Source organism: Nocardioides sp. IC4_145, assembly GCF_011250565.1.
In the GTDB taxonomy this organism is placed as follows: Bacteria; Actinomycetota; Actinomycetes; order Propionibacteriales; family Nocardioidaceae; genus Nocardioides.
Genome location: NZ_JAANMS010000012.1, coordinates 1 through 20,506, shown reverse-complemented (window position 1 = coordinate 20,506; position 20,506 = coordinate 1). Strand labels below are relative to the sequence as shown.

13 protein-coding genes are annotated in these 20,506 nt (G+C 74.9%); 6 read left to right on the top strand and 7 right to left on the bottom strand.

Features of this window, described 5'->3' with window-relative positions; genetic code table 11:
• Positions 1–151: 151 nt before the first annotated feature.
• Positions 152–2,245 (top strand): GAF domain-containing SpoIIE family protein phosphatase, encoded by a 2,094-nt coding sequence (locus G6553_RS07480; RefSeq protein WP_166190641.1) that lies wholly within the window; start codon positions 152–154, stop codon positions 2,243–2,245.
• A gap of 134 nt (positions 2,246–2,379) precedes the next feature.
• Here the strand turns inward: G6553_RS07480 and G6553_RS22090 are convergent, their stop codons facing one another.
• Positions 2,380–3,642, bottom strand: coding sequence for an oligosaccharide flippase family protein (locus G6553_RS22090; RefSeq protein ID WP_166190639.1), 1,263 nt, complete (start codon positions 3,640–3,642; stop codon positions 2,380–2,382).
• 57 nt (positions 3,643–3,699) lie between these two features.
• On the opposite strand from G6553_RS22090, the gene G6553_RS22085 reads away from it, so the two are divergent.
• Positions 3,700–5,397: a hypothetical protein gene (locus G6553_RS22085; RefSeq protein WP_166190637.1), complete on the top strand. Its 1,698-nt coding sequence runs from the start codon at positions 3,700–3,702 to the stop codon at positions 5,395–5,397.
• Between the two features lie 75 nt (positions 5,398–5,472).
• Complete coding sequence (locus tag G6553_RS07465; protein WP_166190635.1) at positions 5,473–5,628, top strand: hypothetical protein; 156 nt, start codon at positions 5,473–5,475, stop codon at positions 5,626–5,628.
• Positions 5,629–5,659: 31 nt separating this feature from the next.
• Here G6553_RS07465 and G6553_RS07460 read toward each other — a convergent pair whose 3' ends face one another.
• Positions 5,660–6,922 carry a glycosyltransferase family 4 protein gene (locus G6553_RS07460; RefSeq protein ID WP_347565570.1) on the bottom strand — a complete coding sequence of 421 codons (1,263 nt, stop codon included), beginning with the start codon at positions 6,920–6,922 and terminating at the stop codon, positions 5,660–5,662.
• 33 nt (positions 6,923–6,955) lie between these two features.
• Here G6553_RS07460 and G6553_RS07455 point away from each other — a divergent pair, with 33 nt between their 5' ends.
• Together G6553_RS07455 and G6553_RS07450 are read left to right on the top strand one after the other, a co-directional pair.
• A complete protein-coding gene (locus G6553_RS07455; RefSeq protein ID WP_166190633.1) occupies positions 6,956–7,729 on the top strand; it encodes a class I SAM-dependent methyltransferase in 774 nt (257 codons plus the stop codon).
• Entirely contained in the window at positions 7,726–11,859 is a 4,134-nt protein-coding gene (locus tag G6553_RS07450) for an alpha-(1->3)-arabinofuranosyltransferase family protein (protein WP_166190631.1), read from the top strand. Before G6553_RS07455 ends, G6553_RS07450 begins: the two co-directional genes overlap by 4 nt.
• Here the strand turns inward: G6553_RS07450 and G6553_RS07445 are convergent.
• Positions 11,751–12,971 (bottom strand): acyltransferase, encoded by a 1,221-nt coding sequence (locus tag G6553_RS07445; RefSeq protein ID WP_166190629.1) that lies wholly within the window; start codon positions 12,969–12,971, stop codon positions 11,751–11,753. The genes G6553_RS07450 and G6553_RS07445 overlap by 109 nt on opposite strands.
• On the bottom strand, positions 12,968–14,815 hold the full coding sequence (locus G6553_RS07440) for a hypothetical protein (RefSeq protein ID WP_166190627.1): 1,848 nt from the start codon (positions 14,813–14,815) through the stop codon (positions 12,968–12,970). The genes G6553_RS07445 and G6553_RS07440 overlap by 4 nt, the downstream gene beginning before the upstream one ends.
• 124 nt (positions 14,816–14,939) lie before the next feature.
• Here G6553_RS07440 and G6553_RS07435 point away from each other — a divergent pair, with 124 nt between their 5' ends.
• Positions 14,940–15,836: a DUF3068 domain-containing protein gene (locus G6553_RS07435; RefSeq protein ID WP_166190625.1), complete on the top strand. Its 897-nt coding sequence runs from the start codon at positions 14,940–14,942 to the stop codon at positions 15,834–15,836.
• A gap of 54 nt (positions 15,837–15,890) precedes the next feature.
• On the opposite strand, the gene G6553_RS07430 is transcribed toward G6553_RS07435, so the two are convergent.
• From G6553_RS07430 to G6553_RS07420, 3 genes are all read right to left on the bottom strand, one after another.
• Complete coding sequence (locus G6553_RS07430) at positions 15,891–16,766, bottom strand: class I SAM-dependent methyltransferase (RefSeq protein ID WP_347565569.1); 876 nt, start codon at positions 16,764–16,766, stop codon at positions 15,891–15,893.
• Positions 16,763–17,512, bottom strand: coding sequence for an ABC transporter (locus G6553_RS07425; RefSeq protein ID WP_166190623.1), 750 nt, complete (start codon positions 17,510–17,512; stop codon positions 16,763–16,765). The genes G6553_RS07430 and G6553_RS07425 overlap by 4 nt, the downstream gene beginning before the upstream one ends.
• 112 nt (positions 17,513–17,624) lie before the next feature.
• The coding region (locus G6553_RS07420; protein ID WP_207619476.1) for a hypothetical protein at positions 17,625–20,506 on the bottom strand (2,882 nt) is incomplete at its 5' end.

Here is a 20,506-nt window from a genome sequence, read left to right as displayed (position 1 = left end):
ACCCATCCGGGTGGGCGACCCGCTCCGAACCACCTGCGGTGTCCGCGACGCGACTCGCGGGGAGTCGCGCGCGGACGCCGCCTGCACGTCGGCCGACAGGTCGGTCCGGCAGGTCGAACCAGCACGCCGACCCCGGGAGGGTGGTCCACGGATGAGCAGCGCCGAGACGGCGTCGGACCTGCACGCGGTCATCGGCGACGCCCCGGCCGCGGTGCTCGTCGTCGACCTCGCCACCGGACACGTGGTCCACGCCGACGAGGTCGCCCAGCAGCTCGCGCCGGGCGTCGCGCTCCCGGTGCCGCTGGAGCGGTGGTCGGACGCCGCCCAGCTGCGGGACGCCGCCGGTGAGGCGCTGTCGGGCTCGGCACACCCGTTGAGCAGGCTGCTGCGCGCCGAACCGGTGCCGGGCCAGCGGGTGTCCGCGCAGCGCACCAGCGAGATGGGGGAGTCCCGCGAGCCGCTGTGGATGATCGGCCTGCCGATGTCCGGGGCGCCGATGCTCGACGACCACGCGCTCGTCGTCCTCCTGGCCGTCCGCGAGCGCCACGCCGCCGCCGCGGTGGAGGCGTTCGCCGACCAAGAGGCCAAGGTGCGGGACCGGGCCGTGCTGGCGACCGGCCTGTCGTTCACCGTGGCCGACGCCCGGCAGCCCGACATGCCGCTCATCTGGGTCAACCCGGCCTTCAGCGCCACCTCCGGCTATTCCTTCGAGGAGGCCGTCGGGCACAACTGCCGCTTCCTCCAGGGGCCCGGGACCGACCGCGCCGAGGTCGCGCGCGTGCGGGACGCCCTGCGGGCGGGCGAGCCGGTCACGGCGACGCTGCTGAACTACCGCAAGGACGGCCTTGCCTTCTGGAACCAGGTGACGATGTCGCCGATCCTCGACGAGGCCGGCGAGCTGTCCCACTACGTCGGCGTGCAGAGCGACGTCAGCGGCCGCGTCGAGGCCGACCGCCAGCGCGACGCCGCGGAGGGCCGGCTCCGGCTGCTGGCCGAGGCCAGCCAGCAGCTGAGCGGCGAGCTGGACATCGACGAGGCGCGCGCCCGGTTGCTCCAGCTGCTCGTGCCGGCGCTGGCGGACATGGCCGTCTTCCTCCACACCGACGAGCACGGCACGGTCACCGAGCACCACGTCGCCCACCGCGACCCGGCTGCGGTGCCGGTGCTCGAGGCACTCGCCGAGCGGCTGACCGGAGAGCTTCCGCCCGGCGGGCTCGTGCACACGGTCCTCGACGGGCGGCCGCACCGGCTGCTCGACGGCCGCCACGCGGCGTACGTCGGCGACGCGGTGCTCGACCGGGACGCCACCGACCTCCTCGCCATCGGCTCCACGCTGGTGGTGGCGCTCCCGGGCCGGCTCGGCGTGCGCGACGTGGTCGTGCTGAGCCGCGTCCGCGGCGGCTCGTTCACCGCCGCCGACGTGGACGTGGCCGTGGACCTGGGTCGGCGGGCGGGGCTCATCCTCGACAACCTGCGGCTCTACGCCGCCCAGACGCTCATCGCCCAGACGCTGCAGCGCAGCCTCCTGCCGCAGCTGCCCGACCTCGACGGGGTCCGGGTCGAGGCGCGGTACCTGGCCGCCGCGGACGGGGCCGAGGTCGGCGGCGACTTCTACGAGGTGCTGGAGCTGCCGGCGGGCGCTGCGGGCGCTGCTGCCGGCGGCCGGCGACCGTTCGGGTTGGCCGTCGGCGACGTCACCGGGCACGACGTGTACGCCGCCGCGGCGATGGGCCAGCTCAAGGGCATCCTCCGGGCGACCGCCACGTCGCAGCGGCTGAGGCCGGCTGCGGTCCTGGAGCAGGTCGACCAGCTGCTCCCGGCGCTCAACGTGGTCTCACCGATGGCGACCATGCTCTTCGCCCATGTCGAGCCGCTGCCCGAGGGACGCTGGCGGCTGACGTTCTCGAGCGCCGGTCACCCACCGCTGCTGCTGCGCCACCCCGACGGCAGCGTCGAGGTCGTCGACCCGGGGGAGGCCCGCGGCACGATCCTCGGCCTCGGCACGGCCGACCGCGGGGAGACGAGCCGCGTCCTCGACCCCGGCACGACGCTGGTCGCGTACACCGACGGGTTGGTCGAGCGTCGCGGGGAACCGCTCGACGTCGGCTTCGAGCGCCTCCGCCGGGCCGTCGCGGCCGACGACGCGGTGGACGCCGACCACCTCGTCGACACGCTCGTCGAGGCGTCCGCGGGCGACGGCGGCACCGACGACGTCGTGGTCGTCGCCATCCACCTCCTGCCCTGACCGCAACCGCCGTCGAGCAGGAAGGCCGCCTCGCAGGGGTGGCGACCCCGGTCACCGGGCGACAGGGCTGGGTCCCGAGACAGGCGCTGCGCGCCTTCCTCGACCCACCGTGACCCACCGTGACCCACCGTGGGTCAGCGGGTCCCGTCGACGCTCTCCTGGGCTCGCTGCTCGACCGGTGGGGAGGCGGGGCGGCCGAGGACCGCGACGGCGATGAGCACGGTGAAGAGGGCGGCGTCGAGGGCGAGGACCAGGCTGACGAGGGCCTCGACCGAGTGGACGAACGGGGCGCTGCAGAGCAGCGCGACCAGCGTGGCCCAGATCGCCAGGATGGCGCGCCACTGCTGACGGGCGAGGGCGGAGTAGAGGAGCAGCTGGACCATCGAGAGCAGGGTGCCGACGAGGGAGAAGAGCCAGAGGAGGTCCTTGACCTCCTCGAAGTCCTCGCCGCCGACGAAGACCAGCGCGAGGTCCGGGAGGAGCAGCGTGCCGCCCATGCCGCACAGCCCGAGGGCGAGCGCGACGACGAGCGCCTTGACCAGCGTGCTGCTGTCGGCGCCGCGGGTGGCCATCGAGGGGAAGGCGATGACGGCGACGAACTGCGGCAGGAAGAGGATCGCCTTGACCAGGATCAGCCCGCCCGCGTAGAGGCCGGCGGTGTGGTCGTCGAGGACCGCGCGGGCGAGCAGGATGTCGGCGTTGGAGAGCGCGAAGAACGCGAGCAGGGCCTGGCTGCTGCCGGCCACCTCCCGGATCAGCTCGCCCGCGGAGACCTGGGTGGCGGTGGTGGTGCTCCGGGGGCGGCGCAGGGCGACGTACCCGATCACGACCGGTAGCCAGGCGCCGATCGCGACGCCGAGGACGGCGGCGAACTCGGTGCGCCAGACGAGCAGGAAGCCGACGCCGGCCGCGACCCGGCCGACACCCTGGGCGAGGTAGACCAGGGCGAGCGGCGCCCAGCGTCGCTCGCCCTGGAGCACGCCGGCCTGGCCGCCCATGATCGTGAGCGGAGCGGCGGTGAGGGCGACCAGCGCGGCGGTCGGCAGGCTCTCGAGCCGCAGCACGGCGTTCATCACCGGCGCGAGCGCGAGCAGGACGAGCGCGAGGACGAGGGCGCTGCGGTAGGACACGCCGAGCACGACGCGCTCGACTGCGACGACGGACTCCGGCGAGGCCGAGATCCGGCGGGCGCCGGTGGCCTGCAGTCCGAGGGAGAGCACGTTGACGACGAGCAGCACGCCCATGATCGCCGAGAACGCGCCGAAGTCGCTGGGGCCGACGAGGTGGGCGACCAGCACGGTGTAGCCGTAGGTCGCGACGTTCATGACGGCCATGGCGATCGCGATCGCCGCACCGCTCCTCAGCAGCGCGCGGAAGCCGCCGGGGGTCTCGGACACGCGGGGAAGCCTAAGGGGCGGCCCGCCACGCCCGACGCGGGATGGTTGGATCGCCGCGTGTCCGACTGGCGAGCGTGGGTGCCGCGTGCGTGGTCGCTCGCCCTGGCGCTGCTGCTGCTCGGTCCCGCGCTCGGCCCGGGGTTCCTGCTGACCTACGACATGGTCTGGGTGCCGGACCTCGCCGTGCGGCCGGACGTGTGGGGCGTCGGCTCCGGGCTGCCCCGCGCGGTGCCTTCCGACGCCGTCGTGGCGGTCCTCGACGAGGTCGTGCCCGGCGCGCTGCTGCAGAAGGTCGTGCTGCTCGCCTCCCTGGTCGCCGCCGGCCTCGGCGCGCGGCGCCTGGTGCCGGGGGAGTCGCTCGCCGCCCAGCTGGTGGCGGTGTCGGTCTACCAGTGGAACCCCTATGTCACCGAGCGGCTGCTGCTGGGGCACTGGCCCGTGCTGGTGGGGTACGCCGTCCTCCCCTGGGTGCTGCTCGCCGGTCGCCGCTGGCGGGAGACCGGCACGCTGCCCGCGTCCCTGCTGGTGCTCGCGCCGCTCGGGTGCCTGAGCGTGAGCGCCGGGCTCGCGACGGCGGTCGCGGTGCTCGCGGTCGCGGCCGGCGGCCGACGCACCCTCCCCGCGCTCGGGATCGTGCTCGTGGCGAACCTCCCGTGGCTGGTCACCGGCGCGCTGCACGCCGCGGATGCGCGGACCGACGCCGCCGGGGCGGAGCTGTTCGCCCTCGGGCCCGACGGCGCCCTGCCGCCGCCGCTGGCCGCGCTCGTGCTCGGTGGGGTCTGGAACGACGAGGTCGTCCTGCCCTCCCGCGACGGCGTGCTCGCCTGGCTCGGGCTCCTGCTCCTCGTCGTGCTCGCCGCGGTCGGGACACGGACCTGGCTGCGAGGCACGGCCCGCCGCGACGTCGTCGCGCTCCTCGGGTGCTGGGTCGTCGGTCTCCTCCTCGCCCTGCTGACCTGGGCGGCGCCGGGCGCGGTCGGCTGGCTCGCCGAGAGCGTCCCCGGCGCCGGTGTCGTCCGCGACGGGTCCCGCCTGCTCGTGCTGTGCGCGCCGCTCGTCGCGGTGCTCGCCGGCTGCGGCGCGGCCGCCCTGCTCCGCCACGTCCGTGACCCGGGCCCTCGCCTGGTGCTCGCCGGCGCGCTCGCGGTCTCGCCGGTCACGCTGCTGCCCGACGCGGCGCTCGGCCTCTCCGGTCGCCTCGAGCCCACCACCTACCCGGCGTCGTACGCCGCGGCGCGCGACGCCGTGGACGGTGCCGGGCCGGGTGACGTGCTCGCGCTGCCGCTGTCCAGCTACCGCCAGCCGTCGTGGAACGACGACCGCAAGGTGCTCGACCCGCTCCCGCGCCACCTGCCGCGGGACGTGGTGGCCAGCGACGAGCTGGTGGTCTCCGACGTGACGGTCGCGGGGGAGGACCCCCGCGTGCGCGAGGCGGCCGTCGCGCTCGCCGCGGGCACGCCGGCCGACCGCGCCGAGCGGCTGGCCGACCTCGGCATCGGCGTCATCGCGGTCGACCGGCTCGCGCCCGGCCCGTCGCTGTCCGTCGAGGGACGGGTGCTGCTCGACAGCGCGGAGCTGCTCGTGGTCGAGCTCGACGGGGCGCGCGAGCGCCCGGTCCCGACGTCCTGGGAGGTCGCGGCGGCCCTCGCGTGGTCCCTGTGGACGGCGTCGTACCTCGCGGCGATCGGGCTCGCGGCGGCGCGCCGGAGAAGCAGTCGCGGGACCCCGGACAGGCTGCCTCCACCGCCGACGTGACGGATCTCTCCGAAATGCGGCGCGCATGGTCTCCCGCTGTTACCGTTCTGGCCGAACCTAGGGAGGGGTTTTCACGTGGGAAGCATCCTGAGCACCTTCGGCAGCCTGGCCATCGGCGGCATCGTCGCGTCGGCCACGATCGTCGGTGTCGTGTCGTCGCAGACCAGCTCGAGTGGCGAGTCGCCGGCGAACGTCAACCAGCCGGTCATCCAGTACGGCACCGAGGGCTGACCACAGCCCCCTCGATCCCGGCGCGGGCTCCTCAGCCGCGCCTGCGTCCCGGTCCCCGGCGACGTCGGCGCGGAGCGAGCACCTCGTCGGGATCTTCTGGGTCCTGGCTGTCGACGGGCGTTCCCTCGAGCGCGGCCAGGACCACCAGCGCGAACGAGTGCTGGGCGTGCTGCCACGTGTAGGCGTGGCTCATCTCGCGCGCACCTTTCCCGAGCCGCTCGCGCTCCTCGCGGTCGCGCAGCAGCAGTCCGATCGCCGCGGTGAGCTCCTCGGGCGTGTCCACGAGCAGTCCCGACCGGTGGTCGGCGACCGACTCCTGGGTGCCGCCGGCGGAGCGGTAGGCCACGGTGGGCGTGGCGTGCATGCCGGCCTCGCCGATGACGAGCCCCCAACCCTCCTTCAGCGACGGCAGGGCCAGCAGCCAGGCACGCTCGTAGACCTCGTGCTTGCGCTCCTCGTCGACGTGACCCTCGAAGACCACCGTGTCGCCGGCCCCGCGGGCGCGGGCGTACTCCTGGAGCTCCGCCTCCCACCAGCCGCCACCGACCACGTGCAGGCGCAGGTCCGGGTGCTCGGCGCGCAGCGCGAGCGCCGCGTCGATGGCGTGCTCGACCTGCTTGTGCGGCACCAGCCGGCCGACGACGGCGATCGTCGGCGTGGGCGCCTTGCCCGGGTCGACGGGCACGACGGGGTCGGTGCCGTTGTGGACGACGGCGACCCGCGGGCCGCGGACGCCGAGGTCGCGCAGCTCCGACCGCGTGGCGCGGGAGACGGCGACGTACTGGTTGCGGCGGTAGAGCCAGGGCGCGAGCCGTCGCTCGATCCACCACCCGACCCGTCCGGTGAGACCGCTGTAGACGACCGGCCACTGCTCGCGGTGGACGTGGTGGACGAGCACGACGATCGGCTTGCGGGTGACCAGCCGGCTGAAGAACGGCAGCCCGTTCTGCACGTCGACGACCAGGTCCACCTCGCCCTGGCCCGCGCCGGCCAGCTCGCCCGAGGCCAGCGCCCGCATGCCCGCGGGGTAGACCGAGAGCTTCGAGCCGCGGCGCACGAATCGGATCCCGTCGACGACCTCCTCGGGCGGCGCGGCGGCGTGCGCGGCGCAGAAGATGGTGACCCGGCAGCCGCGGGCGACGAGCCCGGCGGCCATCTTCTCCAGGTAGCGCTCCGCGCCTCCGCCCTCCGGGTTGCGCGTGTCGCGCCAGCTCAGGAAGGCGACGTGCTTGCCGCGCAACGGCTCGAGGGAGTCCACCGCTCCGCCGGTCGCCCCGTCTCCCAGATCTCCCACCCGCGCGAAGGTACCAGTGGGTAAGGTTCCGGCGTGCCGAGCCAGACCCCGTCCCCGACGACCCGTCAGCGGCGGCCCTGGAAGGCCACCCTGCGCCGCTCGGTCCGCCTCTTCCGGGAGTTCGGCCACGAGCAGGACGACCCGGCGCGCTTCTACACCGCGCTGGCCGAGGACTCCGCCGACCAGCTGTCGACCTACGTCCCGCTGGACGGCGCGGTGCTCCTGGACGTCGGCGGGGGACCGGGCTACTTCCGCGACGCCTTCCGCGCAGAGGGTGCGACGTACTGGGCCCTCGACGCCGACGTCGGCGAGCTCGCCGGCCTCGGCGGCATCGCCTCGGGGACGGTCGTCGGCAGCGGGATGGAGCTGCCGTTCCGCACCGGCTCGGTCGACGTCTGCTACTCCTCCAACGTCCTCGAGCACGTGCCCGACCCGTGGCGGATGGCCGAGGAGATGGTGCGCGTGACGCGCCCCGGCGGCACGGTCTTCATCTCCTACACGCTCTGGTTCGGCCCGTGGGGCGGTCACGAGACCGCGCCGTGGCACTACCTCGGCGGGCGGCGGGCGCGGCGGAGGTACGCCGCGAAGCACGGCCACGAGCCGAAGAACAGGTACGGCGAGTCGCTCTTCGCCGTCACCGCCGGGGCCGGCCTGCGCTGGGCGCGGGCCCAGCAGGAGCTCGGCGTGGCCGAGGTCGTCGACCTCGCCCCGCGCTACAACCCGCGCTGGTCGCGGTTCCTGCTGCGGGTGCCTCTCCTGCGTGAGGTGGTGACGTGGAACCTCGTGATCGTCCTGCGCAAGCGGTGACCTTCCGGTTCCGGCTGCTGGCCTCCTGCGCGGTCCTCGTCGGCCTGGCGTTCGTGCAGGACCCGGGCCTGCTCGCCGCGGACACCAAGCTCGACCTCGCGCTGGCGCCTGCCGACTGGCTCTCCCGCGCGCTCCACCTGTGGGACGCCGAGGGCGCCTTCGGCCAGCTGCAGAACCAGGCGTACGGCTACCTCTGGCCGATGGGGCCGTTCTTCCTGCTCGGCTGGCTCGTCGACCTGCCCGGCTGGGTCGTCCAGCGGCTCTGGCAGGGGCTGGTCATGGCGGTCGCGTTCGCGGGCACGGCGAAGGTCGCCCGCGCGCTCGGCGTCCGCTCCGACCTGGCCTGCCTGCTCGCCGGCTTCGCCTTCGCGCTCTCGCCGCGGCTGCTGACCACGCTCGGCCCGATCTCGATCGAGGCGTGGCCGAGCGCGCTCGCGCCGTGGGTGCTGCTCCCGCTGGTGCGCGGCGCGACGCAGGGATCGCCGCGCCGGGCCGCCGCGCTCTCCGCCCTGGCGGTCGCGATGGTCGGCGGCGTGAACGCCGCGGCCACCTTCGCGGTGCTGCCGCTGGGGATCGTGTGGCTGCTGACCCGCACCCCCGGGCCCCGGCGTCGCGCGCTGATGCTGTGGTGGCCGCTGTTCACCGCGCTCGGCACGCTGTGGTGGCTGGTCCCGCTGTTCGTCATGGGCGCCTACAGCCCGCCGTTCCTCGACTTCATCGAGACCACGACGGTGACGACGTTCCCCACGACGGTCTTCGACGCCCTGCGCGGGACCTCCAACTGGGTGCCGTACGCCGACGCCGGCTCGCGCGCCGGCAACGACCTGCTCCGCACCTCCTGGGTCATCGTGCTCAGCGGCGTGCTGCTGCTCCTCGGCGTCGCCGGGCTGCTGGACCGCCGGACCCCGCACCGCGCCTTTCTCGGCCTGTCGCTGCTGGTCGGCGTCGTCATGGTCACCGCCGGGCACCGCGGCGCCGTCGAGGGTTGGCTCGCCGCGCCGGTGGCCGACCTGCTCGACGGGGTGCTGGCGCCGCTGCGCAACGTGCACAAGTTCGACCCGATCATCCGGCTGCCGCTCGTGCTCGGTCTCGCCTTCGTCGTCGAGCGCATGGTGACCGCACTGCACGAGCAGCCCGACGCACCGCGCGCGGACCGCATCAACCGACGGGTTCTGGTGGCCGCCGCGGTCGTCGCCGTGGTCGGGTGCGCGGCCCCTGCCGTGCAGGGCCGGGTCCAGCCGACCGGGGCGACCCTCGGCGTGCCTGAGTACTGGCACGAGGCCGCCGACTACGTGGCCGCGGAGTCCAGCGGCGGCACGGCCCTGCTGGTGCCGGGGTCGCCGTTCGGCGAGTACCTGTGGGGCGACACCGCTGACGAGCCGATGCAGTGGCTGGCGGACTCGCGCTGGGCGGTCCGCAACGTCATCCCGTTGACCCCGCCCGCCACGATCCGCATGCTCGACGGCATCGAGCGGCGCCTGGCCGAGGGCGACGGCTCGCCCGGGCTGACCGCGGCCCTGCGCCGCGCCGGCGTCCAGCACCTCGTCGTCCGCAACGACCTCGAGCGCTCCAGCGACGTGCCGGACCCGGTGCTGGTGCACCAGGCCCTCGACGCGTCGCCCGGCATCGAGCGGGTGGCCGAGTTCGGACCGCCGATCGGCGGCGAGGCGCACCTGCGCGACGGCCAGGAGCGGGTGCTCGTCAACGGCGGACGGCAGACCGAGCACGCCGCGGTCGAGGTGTACGCCGTGTCCCCGACGCCGCTGGCAGCGGTCTCCGCCGACGACCCGACCGTGGTCGCCGCCGGACCGGAGGACCTGCCCGACCTGCTCGACCTCGACGTGCTCGGCGACGCGCCGGTCGTGCTCGCGCCCGACGTCCCGGCCGCGCCCGACGGGGCGGCGCCCGGCCGGGTCGTGCTCACCGACGGCCTGCGCGACCGGGAACGCTCGTTCGCCCGCATCCACGACGGGACCTCGTCGGTCTCGACACCGGGCGACGGCCCGCAGGCCGACCGTCCGGTCCGCGACTACCCGCTTACGGACATGGACCGCTGGACGACCACCGGCCGCCTCGAGGGCGCGCGCTCGGTCTCCGCGTCCACCTCGCTCTCCGACGCCGACGCCGCCGGAGGCAGCCACCGCGGCGCGCTGCCCGTCGCCGCGCTCGACGGCGCGGTGGACACGGCGTGGGACTCCGGCTTCAGCGCCGACGGCACGCCCTGGTGGCGGGTCGACCTCGAGGAGCCGCTCGAGGTGGAGTCGCTCACCGTCACCGCGTCCACGCGTGAGGGGCGGCAGCGCCTGCGCGCCGTCACCGAGCACGGCGCCTCAGAGCCTGTGACGATCAGCCCGGGCGGCACCCGCCGCGTGCTGCTCCCGCTCGCCGAGGACGGCAGTACGGGGGTCACCTGGCTGCGGGTGGAGGCCGTCGAGGGCCCCTCGGCGGACCGCCTCGCGCTCGCGGAGGTCGACGTGCCCGGGCTCTCGGTGCGCCGGGTCCTAGAGCTGCCGACCCTGCCCGAGGCGTGGGGCCGCCCCGACGTCGTGGTGATGAACGCCGACCTCGACGCCCGTACCGGCTGCGTGGTCATCGGCTTCGAGGACCGGTGCGCCGTCGGGCGCGACCGGTCCGCCGAGGACGGCCCCGTCGTGCGCCGCTCCTTCGAGCTCCCCGAGGCCGGCGCGTACGACGTGTCCCTGACCGCGCGCCCCCGCGCCGGCGGCGCCCTGGATGCCTTGGTCCTCCGGGACCGGGCCGGCGCGGCCGCGGCGTCCTCGCTGGCGCTGCCGGACCCGCGGGCCGGGGCGGTCGCCGCGATCGACGGCGACCCCAGCAGCGCCTGGCTCGCCGGCCCCGACGACGAGCAGGTCGAGCTCGTCCTCTCCTGGCTCGACCCTCGACTCGTGACCGGCATCGACCTCGACGTCGACCTCGACACCGCAGCCCGGCTGCCCGACCACGTCGTGCTGACCTTCACCCGGCGGGGGCGCATCGTCGCCGAGCGCGACGTCGAGCTCGGCCGCGACGGCCGGTCGGCGTTCGCGGGCGTGCGCGCGGACGGCGTGCGCATCCGGGTGCTGTCGGCCGAGCGCGCCAGCGACCTCACCTTCGACGGCTCCACGAGCGAGGTCCCGATCGGGGTCGGCGAGGTGACCCTGACCGGCGTGCCCTACTTCCCGCTGCGTCCCTCCGCCGAGGAGGTCCGGCAGCCGTGCGGGTCCGGCCCGGACGTGCAGGTCGGCGCCCGCCGGCTGCGCACCGCGGTGACCGCGTCGCCGCTCCAGCTGCTGCGCGGGGTCGAGGTCCCGGCCGAGCCGTGCGGCGTCCTCACCGGCGACGCGCCGGTCCTGCTGCCGGCCGGGACGGTCGACGTGACGGCCGCCCGCAGCGGCGCCTTCGAGACGGCCTCGGTCGTGCTCACCTCGATCGACGACCCGGGACCGGCCGCCGCCGCGACCGCCGCGGCCGAGGACCTGGCCGGCCCGGTCCGTCGCGTGCTGCAGCCGGCGGCGGGCGACACGGTGGTCGCGCTGCGCGAGAACGCCAACCCGGGCTGGGTCGCCACCCAGGCCGGGGAGGAGCTCGAGCCCGTCGTCCTCGACGGTTGGCAGCAGGGCTTCCGGGTCTCCGGCGACGAGCCGGTGGAGGTCCACTTCGCCCCCGACCGGACCTACCGGGCGGGCCTGGTCGGCGGCGCGGTCGCCCTGCTCGCGCTGCTCGCCGTCGTCGTGCTGACCCGCCGCCGGTGGACCGGCCCGACGCCCGCGCCGCTGACGGACCGGCGCGTGCCGCCGGCCGTCGCCGTCGTCCTCGCCCTCGCCGGCGCCGGGCTGGTCGGCGGGACCATCGGCCTTGTGGTCGGGGCGGTCACCACCGGCGCGCTCGTGCTGCTCGGGCGGCGCGCGCCCGAGGTGCGTCCCTGGGCGCTGGCGCTGCCCGTGCTGCTCGCGGCCGCGGCGTACGCCGTCACGCCGTGGGGGAGCAGCTCCGGCTGGGCCGGGAACGACGCGTGGGTCGGTTACCTCGCGCTGGTGCCGTTCGTCGCCGTCGTGGCCGCCGTCGGCTCCTCGCGTGGCGGCCGGACCAGGCGCTTGAGCCGCATCGCGGGGACCTCGAGCAGCCGGTAGCCCAGCTCGGCCGCGACCAGGCTGCCGGCCATCGTCAGCAGCCACAGCTGCAGGCCGTGGCCGCCGAAGATCTGCCACCCGGTCAGCCACATCACCAGGTGCAGCACGGGCAGGTGCAGGGCGAAGAGGCTGTACGACGTCAGGCCCAGGCGGCGGACCACCCGGTGGCCCATGAACCGCCCGAAGCCGCTGCGCTCGTCGGCGACCACGGCGGGGAGGACCAGCAGCAGGCTGATCACGGTGTAGAGCAGGTTCTTGGTCAGCGACTCCGACGTCGTCGGCGCGATGAGCAGCGCCGGGCCGGCCAGGGGGGTCGAGGCGACGAGCAGCAGCGCCCCGGCCACGGTCCAGCACGCCCCGGGCTGCCGGCCCACAGCGAGGAACCGCCGCGCTGCGGGGGCGCCACGGGTGGCCAGCACGTGCACGAGGGCCAGCCCGATGCCGGCGGCGAACCAGGTGAGGTAGCCCGGGAGCCACTGCTCGGGGCTGCCGTCCGAGAGGCCGTCGGCCCGGTCGGCGCCGTCGAGGTGCCACCACACGGTCACCACGGTCATCGCGGCCAGGACGAGCGCGACGCGCAGGGGCCGCAGGGCGCGGCGGCCGGTAGCGAGCAGCATCAGCAGCGGCAGCAGCAGGTAGAAGCAGACCTCGACCGCGAGGCTCCACATCTGGGTCAGGCCGTCCGGAGGCCGGGGTGCGACGAACGTGTCCAGCATGAGCAGGGTCGTGGCCCACCCGCCGGGGCTGCGGTCGCGGTTGTCGTGGATGAACGACAGGGCGAGCACGACCGCGGCGACGTACACCGGGGTGATCCGCAGGAACCGGTGCCACAGGTAGGTCCGGGTCGCCGGACGAGGCAGCCCCGCCGCGGCTCGGGCGAGGTAGGGCCGGGAGAGCAGGAACCCGGAGAGCACGAAGAACACCGCCACGCCCACGTCGAGCCGGGCCAGCGTCACGCCCCAGAAGCCGTGCCGCCCGTAGTCGCCGGACCAGAACGCCACGTGCGTGGTGACCACGGCGAGCGCGCCGACCGCGCGCATCGCGTCCAGCGCCGGGAACCGGGGCCTGACGTCGGTGTCCAGCTCGACGGGAGCCGCCGCCACGGTCGTCATCGGTCCTCCTCCGTCTCGGGCTGGCCCACCACGAGCTCGTCCACGCACAGAGTGACACCCGGGTCGAGGCCGTCGAGGGTGATCGCGCCGAACGACTGCTCCGCGTCGATCCGCACCAGCACCGTCCCGAGGCCCCCGGCCAGGTCGGCCGTGGTCGTGTCGCCGCCGGCCGTCACCCGCAGGCCGGTGTCGCCGGAGGTGAGGTACTCGATCCGCAGCCACCACGGCACGCCGACCGCGCGGGTCTCCAGCGGCAGCACCCGGGACTCTCCGCGCACGCGCCAGCCGCAGCCCGGCACCGGCCCCGGCAGCGCCGCCGTGGCCTCGTCGACCTCGGCCGGCACGACCCGCCCGTCGTCGGTGAGCAGGTGGAGCCGGTCGGTGCTGTCGGGGAAGCGCGCGGCCGGGGTGAGCATGGGGAGCAGCGTCGAGGTCAGGTTGTACGGCGCGCCGAAGGCGCCGCTGACGTTCGAGGGCAGCGGCTGGTCGGCCAGGTCGAGGGCGCCGAAGCCGTCGAGCTCGTCCCGGGCCGCCGCGAGCACGTCCTTGCCGGGGTTCTCGACGTGCCAGACGCGGGCGTAGGCCCAGGAGCTGAGCGTCCCGGAGACGGCGACGAGCACGGTGGCCGCGGCGATCCAGCGCGGCCCCGGGGCGCGGGCCAGGAGCGGTTCTGCCCGCGTGCGGCTCGACTGGTCGGCCCCGCGCAGCTCCATCGTGGCCAGGCCCAGGCAGAGGGTGACCGCGCACGCGGCGTCGGTGAGGTAGCGGTACTCCGTGCCGACGACCGCCCCGACCACCGGGGCGCGGGTGGTGAGCAGCAGGACGTAGTCGGCTGCCACGTACGCCGCGAGCAGGACCCAGGCGCGCAACGTGCGGTCGCGGCGCAGCGCGATCCCGATGACCACCAGGGCGATGCCGGTCCAGCACAGGTGGACCGCCCAGGTCGGCGGCACCGCCCGGGACACCGGCGCGATGTCGGTGTCCCAGTGCCAGGGGCCGCCGAAGAGCGCGGTCGTGAAGGAGTCGCCGACCAGGCGGCCAGCCAGCTCCGCCGCGCCGACCGGACGCTCGTCGGAGGAGATCTGCGGCACGGCGACGACGTAGTAGACGAGGAACGCCACGCCACCGGCGATCCCGGCGAGGACGGCCGGCCAGTAGTGGCGCACGACCGTGACCACCCGGCGCACGGGCCCCCCGGTCGCGAAGAAGGAGAGGGCCACGAAGGCGAGCACCGGGAAGACCAGGAGGGTCTTGACGTAGCAGCAGAGCCCGAAGGCAAGGACCAGCAGCGTCACCGCCAGCCACCGCAGGCGGCGCGAGCGCAGGTAGTGCACCCAGGCGGCGACCGCTGCGAAGAACACCGCCTGCATCGGCACCTGGTTCAACGCCGCGGCCCACCACATGAACGCCGGCATCGTCATCGCGGTCGACAGGTAGAGCGCGAGCGGCACCAGCACCCGGCCGCGCACCCCGAAGAGCGTCAGCAGCATCCACAGGCACGCGACTGCCGCGACGGCCTGCATGACGATGCTCGTCGCGGCCAGCAGCGGCCAGGAGAGGTGGTCGGGCACGGCCCCGAGCCAGCCCAGGAACCGCCCGAACGGCATGAACTGCGCGGCGTACGGCTCGACCAGGCCCGCGGCCGACAGCCCGGCCTCCCGACCCTCGCGGACCAGCTGGTAGTCGTCGCCGTAGAAGAACCCACCCCACACCGCCCAGGTGCGAAAGCCGACGTGCGCCAGCACCATCGCCACCGCCGAGCCCAGCACGACCGCCCGGGGGTCGAGCGGTGGCAGGGCGCCCCGGCGGGGCGCCCGGGCGAGTCGTCTCATCGCTGCGCGCACGCGCGAAGTCTGCCCGTCCCCGCCCGTACCGGACGAAGTACGGCGGGTTTTCGAGGAAACGGTGCACGCGGAGTGTGATGCGCGTTACGTTCGCGTTCGACGACTTTCCTGGGGAGGGAATGCGGTGCGAAAGATTGCTGGACGCGTACTGATCGCCATCGGCGGTTTCCTGGTGGTGGCGGGGCTGCTCACGACCACGTGGGCACCGGGGGTGGTGAAGAAGACGCCGGTCGACGTCGACCAGACCACGCGCCTGGACGGCACGGCGACGAAGCTGGGGGAGACCTTCCCGGTCAACGTCACCAGCATCACGAAGGCCGACAGCGAGGCCTCGACCGACGACACGACGATCTGGGTCAACACCTCGTGCGTGGTCGACAACTCCGACGGCGCGGCCCCGGCCTGCGTCGACGGCGAGGACGAGCGGCTGGTCTCCGCGACGGTCGGCACCTTCGCCACCGACCGCGTCTCGGCCCTGGGGCGCGACCACGAGAACCTGCCGGCCGGCTCCACGCCGTACGAGGGCATCGTCAACAAGTTCCCCTTCGACACCGAGAAGAAGGACTACCACTACTGGGACGGCACCCTGGGCCGGACCGTCCCCATGGAGTTCCTCGAGGAGACCGAGATGGACGGGCTGACCGTCTACCACTTCGCCTCGAGCGTCGCCGACGAGGCGATCGAGGTCGCCGAGGGCACGCCCGGCACCTACAGCCAGGCCGTCGACATCTACGTCGAGCCCCTGACCGGCGCGGTCGTCAACCAGGAGCAGTCGCAGCAGCGCTACCTCGAGGACGGCACGCAGGTCCTTGATCTCAACGTCGCCTTCACCGACGACCAGCTGGCCACCAGCATCAGCGAGGCCAAGGACAACGCCGCGAACCTCACGCTGATCACCGAGACCGTCCCGCGGATCGGCTTCATCGGCGGTGCGGTCGCCCTGGTCCTCGGCGCGCTCCTGCTGCTCGTCGGCCGGCCCCGGCACGCGGCGAGCCCGCGCGCCGCGGCGATGCCCGCCTGACCTGAGCCACCACGCGTCCAGCCCCTGAGCCGGTCGGGCCTCGGCCCGGCCGGCTCAGGCGCGCGTGGCGCCGAAGATCGCGGTGCCGGGGGTGAGTCGCCCGCGGACCTGCGACCAGCCGCCCCAGACGCGGTCGTGCCCGGCCGGCCACTCCGGCTCGAGCAGGTCGGTCACGACGAAGCCGGCGCCGGCCAGCACCGCGATCCAGTCGCCCAGGGTGCGGTGGTGCTCGACGTACGACACCTCGCCGGACGCGTCGTCCACCTCGACGTACGGCGTGCGGTCCCAGTAGGACTGGCTCGCCACCAGTCCCGCCTCGCCGGGGTCGTCGGCGAACATCCACCGCGTCGGGTGGGTGATGGAGAAGGCGTAGCGGCCGCCCGGCCGCAGCACGCGCGCGGTCTCGGCGACCGCGACCTCCAGGTCGCTGATGAACTGCAGCGCCCCGAACGAGGAGAAGACGACGTCGAACGACGCGTCGCGGAACGGCAGTGCCGTGGCGGTCGCGCGGACCGACGGCACGACCACGCCGGTCTGGTCGTCGATGCGGCGCGAGTGCTGGAGCTGGCGCATCGAGAGGTCGAGCCCGACGGCCCGGCCACCCTGGGCGCGCACCCAGCGTGAGCACTGCCCGGCGCCGGAGCCGACCTCGAGCACGTCACGCCCGGCGACCGCGCCCAGCACGCCCGCCTCCGCCTCGGTGAACCCCTCGGGTCCCCAGACGAAGCCGACGTCGCCGAGGAACTCGCCGTGCGTCGCCTGGTACTCGTCGGCGTAGCGGTCCCAGTCCGGTCCGTTCGCCTGCCGGGACTCCGCCTCGTCCACGGCCCGTCGCTCGACCCGCACCGGCGGCAGCGGCGGGTGGTGGCGGGAGTCCGGGGCGCCCGGGTCGCCGTCGCGGTTGTCAGGCCGGGCGTCGGTGCCGCTCACGCCGGTCCTGCGCCGAGCGCGCGCCGGCGGTTGAGCGGCAGCCGGCCGGCCAGCTCGCCGAGCGGGCCGACCGCCCGGCCCAGGGAGTCGGCGGAGTCCGCGAGCGACGGGATGAGCGCCGCCAGCTCCTGGAGCCGCGGCTGGATCGCCTCGAGCGTCTCGCCCAGGGCGACGAGCTGGTCGAGCGTGCCGCCCTCGGCGACCAGCTTCTCCACGAAGCCGTCCTCGGTCAGCACGCGGTCGGCGAGCCCGCCCGGCGCGAGCACGCGGTCGAGCACGCCGCCCTCCGCGGTCAGCCGGTCCAGCGCCCCGCCGGCCGCGACGAGGCGGTCGAGCACGCCCTCGCGGGCGGCGAGCTGGTCGAGCGGCCCGCCGTCGGCCAGGAGCCGCTCGAGGGCGCCGCCGTCGGCGAGCAGCCGCACCAGCGGCCCGTCCTCGGCGAGCAGCCGGTCGAGCACGCCGTCGCGCTGCAGCAGCCGCCCCAACGGGCGGTCGGGGGCGACGAGGTCGGCGAGCGCGCCGGCGAGCCGGAACGGGCCGTCCTCGTCCATGAGCAGGCGGGTGAGCTGCTCGGCGTACCCCTGCTCGCCGACGACCCGCAGGAGCAGGTCGGCGTAGCCACCGGGCCGACGCACGGGCCCGTCGGGCGAGGCGAGGCGGCCGAGCTGGAGGGTCGTCTGCGTGGCCGCGGTCGCCAGGCGGACCGGCAGCGTCGCGGCGTCGAGGAGGGTGGGCAGGAGGGGCATGCGAGGAATCTATCGGCGGGCCGCCGACGGGACGTCGCCAGAAAGGCGAAGCGGGCGCGGACCGTGAGGTCCGCGCCCGCCCCCGCCCCGCCAAGGTGCGGTCGGGTCCCGGTCAGCCGCTCCTGCGAGCAGGCTGGCGGGGGTTCTTCGGCCAGGAGCCCGGGTCGAGCGGGTCGCTGCCCGCGCGGACCTCCTTGCCGTCGTTCTGGCCACCGTTGTCGGTGTCGCGGTCGCACGGGTTGGTCTTGTGCTTGCGCACCTCCGCCCCGTCCTTGAGGCCGTCGCGGTCGGTGTCGGCCCGCTTCGGGTTGGTGGAGCACCGGCCGTAGCGCTTGTTGGCCGAGCCGGTGACCTCCTGCTTGTCGGTCAGGCCGTCCTTGTCGGTGTCCTTCTTCCGCGGGTCGGTCTTGAGCTGCTTGACCTCGCGGCCGTCGCTCAGGCCGTCCTTGTCGGTGTCCTTCTGGCGGGGCTTGGTCCTGGTCTGCTTGACCTCGCGCCCGTCGTTGAGACCGTCGTCGTCGGTGTCCTTGTCCAACGGGTCGGTCCGGGTGCCGTTCGCCTCGCGACCGTCGCGCAGGCCGTCGTCGTCGGTGTCGGGGTCGAGCGGGTCGGTGCCGTGGGTCTTCACCTCGGCGCCGTCGCGCAGCCCGTCGCCGTCGCTGTCCGGGTCGAGCGGGTCGGTGCCGGCAGCGGCCTCCTCGCCGTTGTCCAGCCCGTCACCGTCCGGGTCGGCACCGGTGACCGGGTCGTCGTCGGCCGGGTCGAGCGGGTCGGTGCCGGCGTCGACCTCGGCGCCGTCCTCGACGCCGCCGTTGTCGGTGTCGGCGTCCTTGGGGTCGGTGCCCGCGTCCGCCTCTTGGCCGTCGGTGAGCCCGTCGTCGTCGGTGTCGGCGCTGTTCGGGTCGGTGCCGGCGTCGGTCTCGGCGCCGTCGCTCACGCCGTCGTCGTCGGAGTCCGGGTCGCGGGGGTCGGTCGGCTCGTTGCCGAAGGCGTCGTTCTCGGAGCCCGAGGTCTCCTCGCCGTCGCTGAGACCGTCCCCGTCGCTGTCCACCCGAGCGACGTCGTCGCTCGGGTCGCGCGGGTTGGTGCCGTTGCGGACCTCCACGCCGTCGATGACCCCGCCGTTGTCGGTGTCGGCGTCGTTCGGGTCGGTCGGCTGGCCGTTGAACCGCACGTTCGCCGAGCCGCTGGTCTCCTGGCCGTCGCCGAGGCCGTCGTTGTCGGTGTCGGCGTCGTTCGGGTCGGTGGGCCGGTTGCCGAAGGCGCCGTTCGCCGAGCCGTTGGTCTCCTGCGCGTCGGTGAGGCCGTCGCCGTCGCGGTCGTTCTGGCCGGCGGGCGGGGTGACGGTCAGGTCGTCGGCAGGGACGTCGCGGGGGTTGGTGCCGTTGACGACCTCCTGGCCGTCGCTGACCCCGCCGTTGTCGGTGTCGACGTCGCGCGGGTCGGTGCGGTGGGTGTCGACCTCCTGGCCGTCGGTGAGCCCGTCGTCGTCGGTGTCGGCGTCGTTCGGGTTGGTGCCGAGCTGCACCTCGCGACCGTCGCTCAGTCCGTCCCCGTCGGTGTCGGCGACAGCCGGGTTGGTCGGCCGGTTGCCGTAGAGCCGGTTCGCGGAGCCCGAGGTCTCCTGGGCGTCGGTCAGGCCGTCGCCGTCGGTGTCGGTCGTCGGGTTGTCGTCGGCGCGGTTGTTCGGGTCGGTCCCGCGGGTCACCTCGGTCCCGTCGTCGACGCCGCCGTCGTCGGTGTCGAGATCCCTCGGGTCGGTCCTCGTGGTGTTGACCTCGCGGCCGTCGCCCAGCCCGTCGCCGTCGGTGTCACCTCGCAGCGGGTCGGTGCGGTGGGTGTTGACCTCCTGGCCGTCGGTCAGGCCGTCGTCGTCGGTGTCGACGTCGTTGGGGTCGGTGCCGATCTGCACCTCCCGACCGTCGGTCAGGCCGTCCCCGTCGGTGTCGGGCTTCGTGGGGTCGGTCTTGCCGTCCGGGTTGCCGGGCGCGGGGAAGGGGTTCTTGCTGCCGCTGTTCTCCTCGGCGTCGGTCAGGCCGTCCTTGTCCGTGTCCTGGGCGCCGGCCTCCGTGCCGCAGTCGAAGCCGCCGGCGACGTTGGTGGCGGAGACCTGCATGGGGAAGAGGTCGACGTCGGCCACGGTGAGGCCGCTGCCGCCCAGCAGGCCGGGGAGCAGCTCGAGCTCGAGGTCGAGCAGGCTGGCCCGGGCCTGGACGGACGTGCCGCCGGGGGAGATCGTCTGGGTCTGTTCGCCCAGCGACAGCTCGAGCCGCAGCAGCGGGTTGCCCGGCACGGGCAGGCGGAACGGCACGCCGGGGGCGAGCGGCTGGGCCTGCTGGCCCGCCGCGCCGACGGTGACGACGGGACGGTCGTAGGTGACCGTCGACGTGGCGGCGCTGCCCGTCGCCCGTGCGGTCAGCCGAGGCGCGCTCGCCACGCCGACGGTGAGGTTGGCGCCGAGCAGGCGCAGGTCGACGGCCGAGCCGACGGCCTCGGCGACCACGGTGCGCCGGCTGCTGCCCTGGCTGCTCGCCTCGAAACGGGTGGACTGCTCGAGGCTCACGGTGCCGGGGACCTCGACGAGGGACCCGACGGCGGGGATGTCGAGCACGGCGGCGTCGGCGGTGCGGATCGAGGAGCGGGAGACATCGGGGACGCCCGGCAGGCACTGCCCGCCGGTCCCGAGGCGCGCGCGTGCCGACGCGTTGGAGACACCGAGGGTCAGCACGCCGGGCAACGAGCTGGTCGGCACGATGCTCGCGGTGTCGGGGGTGGCGTTGTCCGGCGGCGCGGCCTGCTCGGCCTCCGCCAGCAGGCCCGGGAGCTGCTGGCCGAGCAGGGCGGCGTCGAGGTTCGCCGCCCGCGCAGTCACGCGGGGCGACCCGTCGCCGACGGTGCCGCGCACCGGGCCGAGGCCCAGGTCGACGGCCCGGAAGCCGGCGACGCCGAGCACGTCGGCGTGGAGGATCTCGGCGGCGACCGACGAGGTCACGC

Excerpts from the sequence above, each read along its gene's own strand:
- G6553_RS07480 (WP_166190641.1), top strand. The coding sequence starts at position 152 with ATGAGCAGCGCCGAGACGGCGTCGGACCTGCACGCGGTCATCGGCGAC.
- G6553_RS07445 (WP_166190629.1), bottom strand. The coding sequence starts at position 12,971 with ATGACGACCGTGGCGGCGGCTCCCGTCGAGCTGGACACCGACGTCAGG.
- G6553_RS07425 (WP_166190623.1), bottom strand. The coding sequence starts at position 17,512 with ATGCCCCTCCTGCCCACCCTCCTCGACGCCGCGACGCTGCCGGTCCGC.